The following is a 17,871-nucleotide window of genomic DNA, read 5'->3' on the forward strand; positions in this document are numbered from 1 at the left end:
GAAAATTGATTGCATAAAGTTTATTTTTGCCCCAAACCAAATCAATCTTTAGCGAATAAAGAGGTATAATAGACCTAGGCAATAATCCTCTCGACGAAAAGCACTTTATTCTCTATGATCTTAAATAATACAAAGGATATAAGGATTTTGAATTTTGGAAGATGAAAAGTGGGATTAGGTCTATGAAATTAGCCCTTATGCCTATTTAAGAGGAATGTTCCTAGATGTAGCATTAGCTTTACGAAAAAATCAAAATGACTTTACCAATTCGAACGCTATGTTTATGTCTTATATCTTTTATCCTTATAGGTAAGGTGGAAGCACAAAGGGGAAGTGGTTCCTTGTACTCTTCCTATGGTATAGGTTTGATTAATAGTGACAATGTGGGGTATGCATCTAGACTCGGAGGAACCGGAGTGGCTGTTCAATCACCCTACTTCCTAAACCTTATCAATCCGGCCTCTAGTGTTGGGGTTTTAGGTGCTTATAATTTCATGATCGATGCAGATGTTAAGTATCAGATGATGAACATTGACACAAACGATGAAAACATTGATATTAATAGAACCAATTTGACCCATGTGGCCTTTTGGCTGAGGGTATCCAAATCATCTGCTTTTACCTTTGGCCTAATGCCTTTAAGTAGTGTAGACAATAGCTTTTTGGAAACCACCTATTTTGTAGGATCAGCTGACCCTTATTCCAAACTTACTAAGAATTATGGGGACATAAGTAAGGTGTTTCTTAATTATGCCTACTCTTTACACCCTCGACTTTCATTAGGGATAAGACCTTATTATGCCTTTGGGATTATCAATAATATCAACACCTATGAAACACAGTCCCCAGGAGATGAGGCAATAGACAGTTTTCAGCAAAATCTAAAAAACAATTACAGTGGTGTAGGGGTGGATATGGGCTTGCAATATGTAGCCTATCAAAATAAAGACAAAAAAGTATTGATGGGTTTGACCTATCAGGCGCCAGCCATAATGAATGAGACCATTTCGGAAGAAATCCAACTTGTCAATTCAGATACTCTTTTGTTTGAATCCACAGGTGATAAGGAGCGAATGGATTTTTACCAAACTGCCAAAGCTGGCCTGTCTTACCAAAACAAGAATTGGATCATAGCGGCCGATTATATGTATAAATTTTTCCCAGATTCATGGGAGGATTATGTAGCGGCTCATCAAGTGAGTGTAGGCATAGAATATGTGCCTGTACCAAGAGGTTACTCATTTCCTCAAAAGTTGAGTTATTCCGCCGGCGTTTATTATGATTCAGGAAACTACCTTTTTCAAAATCAAGCGGTAGATCGATGGGGCTTCACAGCGGGCATAGGTATTCCCATACAAGGACTTACCAGATTAAATCTTTCCTATCAGTATGAAAAGCAGGGGACTACAACACTTCTTTCCAGAGAAACAACTCATGGCATTACCTTGAACATTAACCTGGCTGATGTTTGGTTTCAAAAACAAGGTTTCAAATAATCAAAGAGCTACAATATTGAATTTTATTACAAATAGTTAAAAATGAAAATTACATTAATACTCCTGTTTAGCCTATTTCAATATGCATTCAATACTCCTGTCGCCAATACAACTGTTTTAAGCATTAACAATTTAGATTTTAAATTGGGAGGGGAGGTTCGGATTCATATTTTCAAGAAACAGGCAATAGAACTAGGCTTGGAAATGGAACTTGTTGAAAAGCTTGAGGTTCCCATTAAAAAAGCGCCCTACCTCATACTTCCCGAGTTAGATCCGGGAGAATACATGATTGCTGTGTTTCATGATAGTAACCAAAATGGGAAAATGGATTATAATTTTTTTGGAAAGCCTAAGGAAGGTTTTGGCTTTTCAGGTGAATTCATTTGCAAGGTGAAAACCCAAAATCCTGAATCGCATTACATCAGGTTAAATGCGGGAAGTCAGGAAATAACCATTAATGTCTGTTATTGATTAAGACAATGTAGTTCCCTGTTAAGTGGAAGAGATTAATTTAACCTTCTTCTAATTGTCTTTAGGGAAATAAAAGATGACTATATCACGATATTCATCGATAGCGTACGTTATATTCACTTCCTCATTCTCAAAATATAATCTTAAAGTTGAAGAACCTAGCAAGTCATATCGTTGTATAAGGAAATCATGGACTTCTTCTTGAATGTCTTGATCACCAGGTAAAACCACAAAAGAATATTCGTACTTCCCTTCTTTAAACCTATAGTTTAAGTAACGGATATTTTGATTTTCACCATCGAAAATCATTGCCTCAGGTATTTGCACGGATAAATATCTCGATTCCTTATTAGTAATAAATGCCTGATCCTTACCAAAATCAAAATAAGGCTCCTTAAACAAGAAATTGGTCGGTTGAACGGCAACTTTACAAGAAGAGGTAAACAAGTTATCAGCAGTTCTTACGGTTATAGTGGTTTTCCCCTTCCTTTTGCCCGTTACAAGACCGTTTTGGTCCACATTTGCAATATTTTCTGCTTCTGACTCCCAAATAAGATCTGCTGTAGTATAACCTGCTCTATTGAATACTGCTAGAATTTGGAATTCATCATTATAAGAAATGGAAAGGTCATTTTCAGATAAGGTAATGTATTCATCTTGTGGGTCCTCACTTGGGTTGCAAGCAAAAAGAACAAAATAAAAAACTATGATTATGTAATTACGCATCATATTAATAATAGGGATATTTTTAAGGTTTTATTAATTAAAATTACCTTCTTGTATGGTTTAATATTCAGTTAAAAATACCGAACAACTTTCTAATGTATGCATCATAAGTATGATTGAAAATATTCGCCAAATTTGAATCACGCGAAATTAACTAATCATTTTTAAGATTAAAAATTATTGATTTTGATGTAATGGTTTTTAGCTTTAAAAGACAATTGCATTTAGTTTTTGAAATTTTGATTTGTGTTTTTTTCCCTGTCTATAAGCGAGAAAATTTTTTAAAGAGGTTATCCAATCATAAATTTAGGTAGTAAGTAGGCTTAATGAATGGTATTAAGCATGCTATTATAAAAGCTTTACTGTTTATTAGGCAACTTAGGCTCATTACACTAAGCGATAGTTGTACAATAATGAAGCGTTTAAAGTTGGATTGAGCAATAATAGAATTTACTAAAGGTTTCCCTCAAGACAAATGGTTAAAAAATCTCTTTAAAAAAAATAAATTTTGAGGTAAAATGGCAATGAATTCCCCCTACTTTATGAAATCCCTTTTATCTTTACCATACAGGCAATTGTGCTAATCATCCGGATTGTCCACATAAGGTTGAGTAGAGGACCATCTTGTTGTGGTTAAAAAATAATATCAGTAAGCATTTACGAAAAAAAACATGAATCAAAAGCAAACCTTATTTAGCTCATCTCTAGCTTTGGCAGGAATATCATTAATTGGAATCGTTGTTTTGCTTTTAAAGGATAATCAAGAAGTTGCCTCTCTATTGGTACTTTCTTTCTTTGCTTTTTTACTAATAGGCATGCAAGGTTATGATAAGTTAAAGGGTTTTTCGTTTACCGTGTGGGTAATTGCCGCCGTGGCCATCAGCATGACATTTCCTGATTATATAACAGAGGTAGCTGGTTATAATACCGAGGGGTTTATTGTTCCTTTGATTCAACTCATCATGTTTGGAATGGGAACCACCATGGGGATTAGAGATTTCCAAGGAGTATTAAAGATGCCAAAAGGAGTCATTGTTGGTTTGGTTTCTCAGTTTACCATTATGCCTATCCTAGCTATCAGTTTGGCTATTCTAATGGAGTTTCCACCAGAAATTGCTGCAGGTATTGTCCTTATAGGTTCTTCACCGAGTGGGGTATCCTCCAACATTATTACTTTTCTAGCCAAGGGAAACCTGGCTTTGTCCATCACTTTAACCGCTTTTACTACTATACTGGCACCTTTTTTAACACCCCTGTTAATGAAACTTTTGGCAGGTCAGTTTATTCCGATTGACTCTTTTCAGATGATGGTGAGCATAATCAAGATGATATTTGTACCTATAATTGCAGGGATGGTTTTCAATAAGGTTTTCAAGGGGAGGGCAGGTTGGCTTCATATTGCCATGCCTTTTATAGCAATGGCCGCCAATGTGGTGATTATCGCTGTGATCGTTGCAGCAGGGCGTGACAGCCTTTTAGAGATTGGTCTTTTGTTATTGTTAGCCGCCATCATTCACAATGCAAGTGGCTATGTATTGGGTTATTGGGGTTGCCGCCTTTTCAAGATGAATAAAGTCGACAGCCGTACCATAGCGATAGAAGTAGGCATGCAAAATGGAGGCATGGCAGCAGGAATTGCTTCCGAGTTGGGCAAGGCCGCTACTTTAGGGCTTTTTCCAGCGATTTTTGGTACCTGGATGGACATCTCCGGCTCTTTCCTTGCTAACTGGTGGCGCACTGCACCTACGGGGGAAGATGATGCTTCAGAACCTACTGATAGTCCTCAATCAAGGGACTTAGAAAAATAAAACTTGATTTTTGAAATTTCATTGTTGCCGGTATCTACCATAAATACTAGAGCTAAAAGCACAGTGCTAAAATGTGATCACTATATAATATGGAACCCAAGCCTAAAGGGCCTGAACAATAATAACCGTGAGTGTCAACTCGCGGACCTTAACGCACTATTTTTCCGCAACCCTGATAGGGGTTGAGCAATCAACTTAATATCCAATTAACCCTGTTAAGAAGGTTTTGATAAACAACATTTGGTGCCCATCCTGAACAGAGGTTCACCTTCATGGGAGATATGTACAGAATAGATTTACATAGAACCTGCAATAGGATTTTCTGATGTTTCCCAAAAAGGAAATCTATTAGATCCTGACAAATGAAGACACCCTCCCAGCTAAGCCAAGAGGGCGTTAAAAGCAATCTTCAACTGTCTAGGGTTGATCGCAGTTGTCGATCAAATTGTTATTTTTTGATCACAAGTATTTAATAATCTCCCATGCCAAACATTCCTTTTCTGGCACGTTTAAACTTAAACCAAGATGGATTAACAGCAGTAGAACCCGGACTGTCTACTTGTATCAATAGGGAAGCAAATGGTTCGTAAGCTGCCCTTGGGGCAATGTTTCCTTTTGCCACAATGATTTTCTGTCTTTCAACATATACGCCATTGGAAATAAGTTGGTGCGCACTGTTTGGGCTGGATGCCAAAGTAGTCAAAAGAAGCAAATTCGGTTCATCCAAAGTGGAGCCTTCTACCTGAATAACTGCTGTATGGCCCATGTTCCAGTAGCGACCACCACCATGGCGCACTTCTGTCTCAAGATAACGTCCTACATTCAAGGAACGTACCTGGCCTTTAACCCTAACAGGTTTTCCATGCATGTCATCTGTTTTTCCGCCTACCTCAAAATCAAAATCATTTCCAACGCCTGCATTTTCAGCGATCTTATAAGCATCTGGATCAGCAATTACCATTACCCAGCCTTGAGCTCCTTGCTTGATCAATTCTTCCAATAAAAAGGAACTGTCGCCTGTAGATCCACCACCAATATTGTCTCCCATGTCAATTAAGACAACGGGACGACCATCATGTTCCATTGCCATTTTCACAGCTTCTGCAGGTTGGGGACTGTCAAGAATTGTTTTATCACGGGAATCCCAAAGCATATCAGAAAGTTTTTGTGCCTCTTTTTGTGCAAGTTCGGGATCATTATCAGTAACGACAATCACCGATGGTCCCATCCATGGTACATCTGCGTATTGATAGCCTCCAGAAACACTTACTGCCAGTATTTTTTCATTTTTCTCCAATTCTTTACTTGCCGTAGTAATTGGAAGCAATGGATTTGCAAAAGTGCTCTGATATACAATATTATAGACCATAGGAGCCTTCACAATAGCCTGTGTTGGTTTTACACCTCCTTTTACCATTTCAGCCATGATTTTTGCTGCTTGCAATCCACGATCGAATGTATCAAGGTGAGGGTTTTCTTTAAAAGTGATCAAAACATTGGAAAGCTTCACCAATTCTGGTGTAACATTGGCATGGAAATCATGGGTAACAATGATGGGCATTTTAGGGCCAAAGGCATTCCGAACCCTTCTTACAATTTCTTCATCACCGCTTGGGTAACTTTCTACAACCATTGCACCATGAAGGTTTAGCAAAATACCGTCTAGTTCTGGTCCTGCTTTTAGCTGCTTAATGATTTCGTCCATCATGGTGTCGAAAGCATTGTCAGTAACAGGTCCCATCGGCCTGGCTCTGGTAACTACGGTAGGGTAGAGTTCGAAGCCAAAACGCTTTGCACCTTCTATATAACCAGAACTTATGGTTTGAGAATTGGCAAAAGAAAAGAACTTCATAGCCAGTTCCTTTTGTGATTCTCCCACTTGAAAATCAAATTTATCCAATGTAGTCAGCTGACTGCTGAAAGAATTTGATTCGTGGGCAATTCCTGCTACCCCTATTATTGGTTTTTTTTGTGCATTAGCTGTCAATAAGAAAAGCAGCGCGAGTGGTAAGACTAAAGTAATTCTTAAGAAAGTGGATTTTTTCATTTTGGTTTTTTATAAGATTTAAATCATTTATTGAATGACTTAAATAGGTGGTTGTGTTAAAGTAAATTCATCAATTATACCGTTTATTTCCTTAAAATTCAATGTTTTTCGACGATATAATGTTTGGACAAGGCAGTGTAGTTCTTATATTCTTAGTGATAGAAGTCACCTTAACTTATCCTAATCCATTAGGTTTAAAAGATCAACAGCTTTAATTTTAGGAAAGGGCCAGTTTTTTTAGCGCATCACTTATATTACGAAAGTTCTTTAGTTCCTTTTGTTTTGAGTAGGGAAGCTTATGACAATTAAGAGGTATTCGCAGCTTTAATGATTCTAACTAGTTAAGAAGAGAAACCGCAAACTTTCTTATTAAATTTTACCAGTATTTACCGTAGAAATAATAAAACTTCAAAAAGTTGCCTACTGTTTAGCCAACTTTTTGAAGTTTTACATATATTCAAGCAATAATAGCCATATTGACAACCATTTTCCTCGAGTTTTAAGAGGAAAATTGCCCAATTTTGCTTATTGCACTTAATTTCTTATCCATTTATTCAATTAAAGGGTCTAAGGACCAAAGCTAATTTCTTTATTAGCACAAACTATGAATTTCATGAAAGCAATAATATTATCATTGTCATTGTTAACCTTACCGCTTTTCTTCAGTCTCTCAAATAGGGTAGGGATAGCTCCCGAAAAGACTGATTCAGCTCCAATCAAGGAAGACGCTGAGTACTTGGTGAAAAAGCTAAAGAAGGGTTCAAATCCGATTGATGCCAATTGGGAAAAGGCACAATGGAAAGGAATTAAAGCCGTGACTCTTGAATACCATATGGGCAAAGATCCAAAGTTTCTACCCAAAGTACAGGCCAAATTGATGTATGACGAAAAGAATATTTATGGGATTTTCAAAGTAGAAGACCGTTATGTTCGTTCTGTGGTTCAGGAATACAATGGCAATGTTTCTGGCGATTCTTGTGTGGAGTTTTTCTTTTCACCGGATTCAGAGAAGCCTCTGAGTTATTTTAATCTTGAAATCAATGCCGGAGGAACTCCATTGATTTTTTACATAACCAAACCTTGGGACGACTTCACAAAGTTAGGCAAAGAAGATATTGACCAAATTGAAATAGCTCATTCTTTGCCCGAGGTGGTAGACCCTGAGATTTCGGCGCCCACAACATGGACTATAGAGTACAGGATCCCAATTTCCATGCTAAAAAAGCATTCCAATGTCACCCAACCTAAAAAAGGTGTGGTATGGAAAGCAAACTTTTACAAGACAGGAAGTAGGACAAGTAACCCCAACTTCCTAACATGGTCGTATGTTGACAATCCCAAACCAAACTTTCATTTGCCTAAGTTTTTCGGCACCCTGAAGTTTGAATAACCTTGAAGTTATTCACTGCACAATTGGATTAAGAAAAAACGCTTCTTTGATATGCTTTTTTCTAACTTGTTTTTGCAGGGGATTCGGAATTTAAATGTAGCATTTGCCATCATAACTAGCATAAAGAACTTGCTTACAAACCGGGAAACCGGTTCCAGACTAAAATTTAACCATTAACTTAACATAAAAACATAAGATGAAACGTAGGGAACTTCTTAGATATCTTGCCATTACGCCTTTATTGCCTGGGCAATTGCTTTCCATCTCCCCAGCTCAGGCGGAGACTTCCAATAAAGCGAATTCAGGAGAATTTATTCCCGGTAGGCCAAAAAGAATAGCAGCTATCCTAACAGAATATCGACCTAATTCACACGCGGACGTGATTGTTGGCAAGTACTTGGAGGGCTATAATCAAGACGGTATGGATCCTTATCCAAGGTCAAAAATCGTATCCATGTTTACCGAGCAGGTACCTGATACAGATATGAGTCGTGACATGGCTAAAAAGCATGGTGTTCCCATTTTTAGGACCGTTGCTGATGCCCTTACATTGGGTGGTGATAAACTGGCTGTAGATGCAGTTTTACTGATTGGAGAACACGGCGTATATAGAATGAATGACAAGGAACAAAAACAATATCCACGATTTGAGATGTTTTTGAAAATTACTGATGTCTTTAGAGAAACAAAGAAATCAGTTCCCGTTTTCAATGACAAGCACCTTTCTTACAGTTGGCGGCAAGCCAAACGTATGGTGGAGATTTCAAAAGAACTTGACTTCCCGATGTTGGCAGGTTCTTCTGTTCCCGTAGCCTGGCGCATTCCGGCGATTGATACGCCTTACGGAGAAGCCCAAAAATATGCTGTAGGGATTTCCTATAGTGGTTTGGATATTTATGGCTTTCATTTGTTGGATTCACTTCAGTCGGTAGTTGAGAGGAGAAAAGGAGGAGAAACGGGTGTGAAAGCTGTTCAATGTCTGGAAGGAGAGGATTGCTGGCAATTTTTGGATCAGAATGAATGGGCGAGTAGGCTATTTAAAGAGGCAATTTCACATAGCCTCACCAAAGTAGAAGGTGACATGAAGGAATTGGTACAATCTCCTGCAGTTTTTGTGGTAGACTATAAGGATGGGCTAAAAGTTGCTGCTTTCTTATTGACAGGGCTGGTACAGGATTTTACTGTAGCAGTTGAATTGGAAAACACTTCCAAACCCTATTCTACCCTTATGCGATTACAGGGCAAACCGCACCATCACTTTGGATGTCTTGTTAAAAACATTGAGATTTTATTTGAAACAGGGGAAGCTCCTTATCCTGTTGAGCGAACCATGCTTAGCAGTGGAATTCTGGACTTTGCCTTAGAGTCGAGAATTTTAGGACACAAAAAGCTTAAAACTTCGGAACTCGCTAAGGTAAGCTATATAACGCCAAATGCTTCTCATTTTTGTAAAACAGGATGGGATGAAAATGGAAAAAGGTTGGATTAATCCAAACAAATAAAGCAGATTTAAACCTTTCAATAATGGATTTTTACCAGGTTATGGTAAAAATCCATTTTTTTTTACATTAAATATTCATCCTTGAATTAAACTTTAGGCCTTTATCTGTGTGGTCATGAATTTCTGTTTTCTTATTTTGCTTCGATCATTTAATTTTTTTAAAGGATAATCTAAACCAAATTATCATTTCATTTTCTAGCTCAATTCATCAAATTCCGATAAAAAATAGGAGACAAATCCCTTATTATAAAAATTAATAAACGAAAATAATTAATACCAATTCCTTTAAAAATTTAATTTATATAAAAATTACTTCATTTGGTTAATTATAAAAAACGATTTAAACTAGTAAAGTGTGTTAGTAAAAGTAAAAAATAGTATATGAAATACATTTTATTGATTTTGTAAATTTTTTAGCCTAACTTTGACTCATTGTTTTAGTTTAACTTTTATAATAGAAATGAAAAAATTTGACAGCAATTTACTAACCTCTATTCAAAATGTATCAGGAGGGATTTTCGGATTAAAATTATGTAAAAATACCTCTCATATGAGAAGTGGTATTCCGGATTTAAGAGGGGATAACACCAAAGACATAATAAATTACACAGCCTTTTGGGATAAATTTAAATTTGTTACTAAACAGTTCTCATTCAAAAAAACGGTAGCCCTAGGTTTGATTGCAACTATGTTTTTTTCAAGCTGTGCTAGCATTTTAAATGGAAGGTACCAAAAAGTATCCATTGAGGAGAGTCAGAGTTATAATGAAATTCTCATCAATGGCAAGCCAGTGGAAGGGGAAAAGGGGACTTTAGTTTTGAAACGAGATCGCAAACCAAAGCAACTGACTATAATAAAAGAGGGGTATAAAGAAGAAAATTATACCTTGATGCAATACAAAAGACCTCACATTTATATCCTTTCATGGATCCCATTTGGGGTAATGTTAATTCCTTTTGCGGATAATGGTTATAAAGCGTATAATTATGATAAAGCAATTCAAATTGAGAAAAAGTCAGTTCGAATTCCTAATCGATCTGAACTGACGAAGAATATAAAAATAAATAATATCGCCGTTGACATAAACTCGGAAGATGTTAAATACAGGTATTACCCTACTTTTCGAAACCATAAAAACCGTCAGCACAAAAAACGAGCAAAAGTTTCTAAAAAATCAGATAATATTGAATTGACAAATACTATTTTCCCAGATCTTCTAAATGAAGTGCTCAAAGAAAATGGATATATTGACACCAGTAGAAGAGCGATAAAAAACACCTACCTTAATAATTTACTAATAGATGCTTCAATAAAGGATTACACCCTTAATCATGTAGCTAATTATCAAGTTGTAGATTTTGGGGGTATGGTTTATGTAGACTTAAAAGTTAAATGGCAAGCATTGGATTATTATAAAACCCCGGTTTATTCACAAACCACCGAATCCAGATCAGGTCAATTTGCGATTCAGGATTATGACAATATGGATGAAATCATTCATTTAGCTATAAAAGATGCGCTAGAATATGGGCTGATTGAATTAATGAATTCCGATAAAGTGGTTGCTTTACTCAATGATAGGGAGAAGGACAAATTGGAGGAGCAGTTTGATGAGCTTTCGCTTCCTATGCCCAAGAAGTTTGTAAGTAATCTCAATGAAGCCATTAAATCTAGCTTAACCATTAAGCATGATAATGGACATGGTAGTGGATTTTTAATAAGTGATGAAGGGCATATCATTACCAATTATCATGTCATCTCTAATAATGATAATATTCAGGCAATTTTTGAAGACCAGTCTGTTCATGAGGTAGAAATAATTCGGGTAAGCAAGGTTCATGATCTGGCCCTTCTGCAAATCAAAGACGCTAAGGATTTACTTCCCTTTCGTATTAGTTCATCTAAAAACATTGACATTGCAGAAGAGGTTTATGCCTTAGGCACGCCATCTGCTGAAGATCTATCACAAACTATTTCTAAAGGAATTATATCTGGTTTGCGCACCATTGAAGGTGATGCCAAACTGATCCAAACAGATGCTAGTATTAATGGAGGTAATAGCGGTGGAGCACTGGTAGACAAAAGCGGAAATGTTTTGGGAGTAGTAAGTGCAAAATTAATTGGTTCAGGTATTGAAGGAGTTGCCTTTGGAATTCCCTCGTATGAAATCTTTGATCGTTTAAAAATTCAACTTCAATAAGTTCTGAAACTTAAATACAAACAATACATCTATCCAACAAGTGCTCCGATCGGACCGCTTGTTGGATTTTTTTTATAGATTTGACCAGAGACATGCAATAGAAAATCTTATACGTGCTGAAATCGCTTCAAAATACCCAATCGTTGCTATTTTCAATTTCACCATAACGGTGCTATGCTGAAATCTCCAAAAAGCCTGATTTTCTTGCGATTACAACCTGTCCCGTAAACACGGGACAGGTTTTATCTCTGACTTCTGTCAGGGCGGAGAAATCCTATTAACCTGAGTTCGATTTTAATATATGGCAATTTGGTTAGTTTGAATGGTTTCATATTTGATTCGGGGTTTTTTTCGGAAAAAAAGTATATGCAATCAATCCTGATATCAAGTTTGCAATGAAATTATTGAAAGAACGATGCCTAGAATGCTCAATCTGGCACATGTTTTTCAGTTCGTCATTTACCGTTTCAATAACCGCTCTTTTTCGGAGCAAGATCATATCCTTTAGCTCCATCAGGGTATTTTTCATGTTGTTTCTGATATTGGTAATCAGGTGAAGGCCATCCATACACAAGGTTTCGGTCAATCCTTTTGAAATATACCCTTTGTCAGCATAAAGTTTTCCCTTTAATTTATTTACAAACTTTTTATTCTTCAAGGGGTCTCTGTCATCAAAATTACCCTGAGTGATTACAAAATTCAGTATCTCCCCTTTGTCATTGATTACCAGATGAAGCTTAAAGCCTAAGAAGTACCCCATGATGGATTTACCCACCTGAGCAATGTCTTTGAATACCCTATTTCGCTTAATCCTCTTGTTTTTACAAACTCTAATAGGGGTAGAATCAATAAAGGCTATTCCTGTCCCAATTCCTAAACAACAGGTTTTCAAGAATATAGTCATTGGCAACGAAGCGGATTGCATCAATTCCATAAACCTGTTGTATGAGACCGTATTTGGGAATAAATGTAACATATGGACCTGTACATAATTGAGATAAAAGTGTTTCATATTCCGATTGCCTCCTGTATGAACCATCACCATGATTGTAATGACCTCGCTGGGGCTCATTTTCGGGGTTCTCTTAGGTTTATTTCCTAGGAGATGTTTTTCGATGGATTTGTCAAATTCAATGCAGAATTCATCAATAAGATAGAAAATTTCGGTAATTTACCTTTCAGTCAAAGTCATGTTTGAGTAGTTAAATTGTTGATATTCACACCTTTAATTTAACAAAAGAACTTGACTTTTTCTATTCTTTACAGTGTTTATTTTAAATATTATAAAGATTAAGTATAGTTAATTTATTAATAAATAGATATTTAATAATTATTCATATTAAATAAATTAATTAAAAGATATTAATTCTTAAGCACCTTTGAACCAGCGGATTTCGTGAAATTATTAATCAAACTCAGGTTGATAGATAAATTTCCGCCTTGTAGATTTTTGGCGTTAAGAAATTTAAGCAGGGATTAGAAAGCCTTAAATTTTAGCCAAAAAGATACTCAGCGGCGGGGTTTTTCCCGATGTCTCTGGACAGGCCACTGAGTTGCTCCGCTTCAGGGCAGGTTGGTTACTTTTTTGATCCCGATTCGTTTCACTGCTCGGGACATGCACTGGAGCAAAAAAGTAACAAATACAATAGTAAATGTTTTGGCATAGATATAGAAATTGAGATGTTGGGTATATTATTAAAGTTTTTGGCAAAGGTAAAGACATATTTAATATTTATCCGTTCATTTCTTTTCCATTGATGAAAAGAAACGAACCAAAAAAAAATCTAGCCAAAACTAAACTTCCACCCACAAGGCCCTCGCACCCTCGTAGTTTTGGCCCGGCCACCGCGCTCTTAGTTTAGCGAATACATTACATTTCCACATCTGGTCTAGGTTTAGCAAAGCATACCTTAAACATTATAAGTGATAGATAAATTTCTACCTTGTAGATTTTCGGCGTTAAGAAACTTAAGCAGGGATTAGCAAGCCTTAAATTTTAGCCAAAAGATACTCAGCGGCGGGTTTTTTACCGATGTCTCTGGACAGGCCACTGAGTTGCTCCGCTTCAGGGCAGGTTGGTTACTTTTTTGACCACTAACTAGGGTCAGGGCAGGCCCTGAGTTACTTTGTTTCAGGGCAGGCCTGCAACAAAAAAGTAAAAAATGCAATAGTAAATATTTTGGCATAGATATAGGAAATTGAGATGCTGGGCTTATTATTACAGTTTTTTGCAAAGGTAAAGGCATATTTAATATTTATCCTTTCATTTCTTTTCCCCCCGACTTGCTACGCATCGGGACAGGCCCTGAATAAGACAGGGTAAACAGGATGAAACCAGAAACACCTCTCATTCATCGGATTTCGTAGATTTATTATCGAACTCAGGTTATTACATAATCTGGGTTAAACTGAAGTTAAAATAGGGAGGGATTATGTCGGAAATGTGGCATAGAAAGCAAATATGTCGACATAATTCCTATTCCTATCTTCGGATTTAATGAGGTATATATGGGTTTGTTTCAAGCGAATTTCGATGTTTAGTTCCAATTCATTTGGGCAATATATGTGGCTTCTGAAATGATTAGATAAAATCCAAGTTGAAATTTTCTGTAAATTAATACCTTAAGGGTTTTCCGAAAAAGAATGGCCATTTGATTGAACTTAAATGCTAATTTTTAGATTAATTTAAGTAGTTGAAGGTTATAAAAAAAAATATCGTTTTAAGTTAAAACGCGAATGTTTATTTTAGTAATTTGTGAATAAATAATAAACCCCAAATGAAGGATTTAAGTCAAGAAATTAGGAGCAGCAATACCCATGAAGCTTTAGGGAAAGACAATAAGAAATTAAATGCCATGCTTCATTGCAAATGTCCAGTTTGTAAAGAAGGGGACATGTTTAAAACTTCGGCCCTTAACATGAGTAAATTCAATGAGCTGAACAAAAACTGCAAAGAATGTGGCTTTGATTTTATGCCTGAACCAGGCTTTTATCAGATTTCAATGTTCTTTACTTATATGGTTGGGGTAGCCATATTTGTGGTTTTTGGTTTCCTTACCTATTTGGTATTTAATGATCCACCACTTTGGGTGTATTATGTCGCCATATTTATTCCTACCATTTTAAGTACCCCTTGGAATTTAAGGTACTCAAAGGTTGTCATGCTTTATTATTTTGGAGATATAGAAGAAGGTCAATAAAGACTTATTCTTAACAAGCTTGGATATTATTCTTTTTCAAAAGTGAAGAAGTCGTACTCGTTTTTCCAGTTGACGGTTTCTCCTGGTTCCAATTCAAGTCTGATATAGGGTTCAGCGCAGTAAGTTCTTGCGTTGGCCCAATATACTATTTTCTCCAAAGCCTTGTCTCCCTTGACTTTTACTCCGGCGCCTGTTTTGGTGTTCATCACCGAGAACTGATAGTCTTCAGGCAATTCTCTAAAACCCATAATACCGCTGGTATAAACGCTTTCTCCATTTTTGAAATACCTGCTAAAGCTGATAGTACGATCGGAAACTAACCCTAAAGAATCAAAATTAACCACTTTCTTTTGTTCACTATTGTCAAGGTGGATGTCATAAGGAAAGGTTGTTTTAATATTAGGTCCTGTAGGTTCCTGGTCAATCACAAAGAAATTATGGTTGTAGACACTTGTATTGATTGATTTTGTGCCTGTGTTTTTTAAGGTATGTTTTAATACAAGTACAGGCTTGCCCTTCACCAATTCCACCACTTTGGTATATTGGTAGCCATAGCCATCTGCATCTATCAATTCATGCCTAAATTCCACTCGGTTTTTATGCTTCTTTACTTTCCATTCCCCTCCATTTACTAAATCATAAGTATGGGAGAAGCGGTATTTTTCCTCCTTGATTTTTTCCAGTGCCCCGATGCCAATTTTTACAAACAGGCCCCCTTCTTCTGCTTCATCATATCCTAGTGGAGAGAAATCTTCAACCGGCCCCATTATGGCATCATTTATCATTGGGTCATATTTTTTGAACCATTGCCCGAAATATTGGTGCCCTTTGTATTCCAGACTCGAAATTACCCCCGACCAATCGAAGCGAGAAGCACGGTAATAACCATTTTCATGATCTGGGAGGTATAGGTTTGCCTTAATAATTCCATTGCTGATTTCTGCTTGGGGAGCTGTGGCCATTCTATTAAATCCAGCAATTATTAATAAAAGCCCTATCAGGCCAAAGATTGTATATGTTTTGTTCATGTTTTTTCCGATTGAATAGGGGATAAGTAGTTCTACCAGAAATATACAATGACTTTTTTATTTTGCAGGGAAAATGAAAGAAAATCAGTTAGGAGTGATGGGGTGATCCGTGATTGGGTGATCGGTGATGTGGTGATAGCGTGATTGATAGTGGCGTGGCATGTCCCAAATTTCCAATACTAAATCCACATGCCTTTTAAAGATTATCACGTCAACTTTGCCTTCGACAAGCTCAGGCATCGGTTGAGAAGTCCAACGAGCCCAGACACCAGTAATAGATTATTGAAGCTTGTAGGTTTAAAACAATTAACAATTAACAATTAACACATTTCACCCTACTTCTTCACGAAAAAATCCCCACTGTTCACTCCACTTTAATCGATCCTCACGAACTAGGTTAAAGGAAAACCAATTCAATTCTTAAATTCAATTAGTGGCTAGTTAACAATACTTTATTATTACTACTATCAAAAACTCTCTACGATGAACTCTAAATGTTTATACCTGTCCAATCCTATTTGCTACTTGCTTGTATTTCTTACAGCTTTTGCAGCCTGTGATGATGCTGAGGAACCTCAGCAAAACCAAACGTTCACACTTTCTACTACGGCTTCGCCAACAGAAGGAGGGGAGGTAAAGGTTTCTCCTTCAGGAAGTTATTTCGATGCAGACGAAAGTGTATCACTTACTGCGGAACCCAATTCAAATTGGGTATTTCAACAATGGGAGGGTGATGGAAGCGGTAGTACTAACCCACTTGCCCTAACCATGAATTCCAATAAATCTGTTACTGCTGTTTTTGTCAAAAGAGATTATCCACTAAACCTAACTATTGAAGGAGAGGGAACGATCGGTGAAAAAATCATTACCAATCCTTCTGCCAAAGAATATCCACACGGAACTACAGTGGAGTTGACTCCAATTCCTGCAGAAGGTTGGGCCTTCGAAAGCTGGGGAGGTGACCTCAGTGGTGATGAGGTACCAAAGCGGATTACGGTGGATGGGGAGGCGAATGTGACGGTTGTTTTTAAGGAAGAAAGCCAAGGAGTTTTTTACCTTGATGAGAATGGAATTACCTGTAAATGCGAAGGAGCAAACCCTGGTGATAAAGGATTTATTAATGGTGTGGAGTATGAAGCGGTGGATAATACCTTGCTAAGACAAAGAAGGGACGAAGATGCGGATATGACAAAACTTTGCACTTCTTTGGTTACTTTAATGATTGAGCTTTTTCAGAATCGTGAATTTAATCAACCTATCGGAAACTGGGATGTTAGTAATGTAGCAAATATGCATAGACTTTTTTTTAATTCAACATTTAATCAACCAATTGGAGCATGGGATGTCAGTAATGTTGTTGATATGGAATATTTGTTTGGTAATTCTCATTTTAATCAGGATATCTCAAATTGGAATGTCACCAAAGTAAGATCAATGAATGCTATGTTTAGTGGTTCTAACTTTAATCAGCCGGTAGAAAATTGGAACGTTGCAAATGTTGAAGATATGAGAGGAATGTTTTTGGGAACTTCTTTTAATCAACCATTAAATAATTGGGATGTTAGTAATGTTACGCATCTGGGTTGGATGTTTAGAGAGACTACATTTAATTATCCAATTGATCGGTGGGATGTAAGCAAAGTCAAGATTATGGGACAAATGTTTTGGGAATCATCATTCAATCAACCAATAGGAAATTGGGATGTAGGACAAGTTACTAATATGGACTTTATGTTTTCTAGTTCACCCTTCAACCAACCATTGGAAAATTGGGATGTATCAAATGTTACTAGAATGGAAAGTATGTTTACCAATAATAATGAATTTAATCAGGATTTATCATCATGGTGTGTATTAAAAATCCCTCGAGAACCTGATTTATTTGATTTCGGAGCTACTTCCTGGACGTTGCCAAAACCGATTTGGGGAACTTGCCCGGATTAATGGGATAGTTCATTAAACTGTGTCTAGGGTTTAAATTCATTCTAACCAGGGGATGGTTGA

General features: G+C 36.8%; 12 protein-coding genes. 8 read left to right on the plus strand and 4 right to left on the minus strand.

The window, feature by feature from the left end:
• Positions 1–254: 254 nt before the first annotated feature.
• Both bamG and AC13EX_RS16855 read left to right on the plus strand, forming a co-directional pair.
• Positions 255–1,496: a BamG family beta-barrel-assembly machinery protein gene (bamG, locus tag AC13EX_RS16850; protein WP_482893586.1), complete on the plus strand. Its 1,242-nt coding sequence runs from the start codon at positions 255–257 to the stop codon at positions 1,494–1,496.
• Positions 1,497–1,538: 42 nt separating this feature from the next.
• A complete protein-coding gene (locus tag AC13EX_RS16855) occupies positions 1,539–1,967 on the plus strand; it encodes a DUF2141 domain-containing protein (RefSeq protein WP_482893588.1) in 429 nt (142 codons plus the stop codon).
• 51 nt (positions 1,968–2,018) lie between these two features.
• Here AC13EX_RS16855 and AC13EX_RS16860 read toward each other — a convergent pair whose 3' ends face one another.
• Positions 2,019–2,696, minus strand: coding sequence for an Ig-like domain-containing protein (locus AC13EX_RS16860; protein WP_482893590.1), 678 nt, complete (start codon positions 2,694–2,696; stop codon positions 2,019–2,021).
• Positions 2,697–3,364: 668 nt separating this feature from the next.
• On the opposite strand from AC13EX_RS16860, the gene AC13EX_RS16865 reads away from it, so the two are divergent.
• Positions 3,365–4,501, plus strand: a complete 1,137-nt coding sequence (locus tag AC13EX_RS16865) for a bile acid:sodium symporter family protein (protein ID WP_482893591.1) — start codon at positions 3,365–3,367, stop codon at positions 4,499–4,501.
• Positions 4,502–4,970: 469 nt separating this feature from the next.
• On the opposite strand, the gene AC13EX_RS16870 is transcribed toward AC13EX_RS16865, so the two are convergent.
• Positions 4,971–6,548 carry a M81 family metallopeptidase gene (locus tag AC13EX_RS16870; protein WP_482893592.1) on the minus strand — a complete coding sequence of 526 codons (1,578 nt, stop codon included), beginning with the start codon at positions 6,546–6,548 and terminating at the stop codon, positions 4,971–4,973.
• A 613-nt stretch (positions 6,549–7,161) separates the two neighbouring features.
• Here AC13EX_RS16870 and AC13EX_RS16875 point away from each other — a divergent pair.
• The 3 genes from AC13EX_RS16875 (at position 7,162) to AC13EX_RS16885 (ending at position 11,639) form a co-directional block, all read left to right on the plus strand.
• Positions 7,162–7,938, plus strand: a complete 777-nt coding sequence (locus AC13EX_RS16875) for a carbohydrate-binding family 9-like protein (RefSeq protein WP_482893593.1) — start codon at positions 7,162–7,164, stop codon at positions 7,936–7,938.
• Between the two features lie 196 nt (positions 7,939–8,134).
• Positions 8,135–9,427, plus strand: a complete 1,293-nt coding sequence (locus AC13EX_RS16880; RefSeq protein ID WP_482893594.1) for a hypothetical protein — start codon at positions 8,135–8,137, stop codon at positions 9,425–9,427.
• 472 nt (positions 9,428–9,899) lie between these two features.
• Complete coding sequence (locus AC13EX_RS16885) at positions 9,900–11,639, plus strand: S1C family serine protease (protein ID WP_482893595.1); 1,740 nt, start codon at positions 9,900–9,902, stop codon at positions 11,637–11,639.
• Between the two features lie 328 nt (positions 11,640–11,967).
• Here the strand turns inward: AC13EX_RS16885 and AC13EX_RS16890 are convergent, their stop codons facing one another.
• Positions 11,968–12,810 carry an IS982 family transposase gene (locus tag AC13EX_RS16890; RefSeq protein ID WP_482893637.1) on the minus strand — a complete coding sequence of 281 codons (843 nt, stop codon included), beginning with the start codon at positions 12,808–12,810 and terminating at the stop codon, positions 11,968–11,970.
• 1,606 nt (positions 12,811–14,416) lie between these two features.
• On the opposite strand from AC13EX_RS16890, the gene AC13EX_RS16895 reads away from it, so the two are divergent.
• The gene (locus AC13EX_RS16895; RefSeq protein WP_482893596.1) at positions 14,417–14,839 is read left to right on the plus strand and encodes a DUF983 domain-containing protein; all 423 of its coding nucleotides are present in this window, start codon (positions 14,417–14,419) and stop codon (positions 14,837–14,839) included.
• A 26-nt stretch (positions 14,840–14,865) separates the two neighbouring features.
• On the opposite strand, the gene AC13EX_RS16900 is transcribed toward AC13EX_RS16895, so the two are convergent.
• Positions 14,866–15,867 (minus strand): hypothetical protein, encoded by a 1,002-nt coding sequence (locus AC13EX_RS16900; RefSeq protein WP_482893597.1) that lies wholly within the window; start codon positions 15,865–15,867, stop codon positions 14,866–14,868.
• Positions 15,868–16,350: 483 nt separating this feature from the next.
• Here AC13EX_RS16900 and AC13EX_RS16905 point away from each other — a divergent pair, with 483 nt between their 5' ends.
• Positions 16,351–17,811 (plus strand): BspA family leucine-rich repeat surface protein, encoded by a 1,461-nt coding sequence (locus tag AC13EX_RS16905; RefSeq protein WP_482893598.1) that lies wholly within the window; start codon positions 16,351–16,353, stop codon positions 17,809–17,811.
• The last annotated feature ends 60 nt before the right edge of the window (positions 17,812–17,871 follow it).

It is taken from the genome of Cyclobacterium sp. L-R (genome assembly GCF_056859355.1).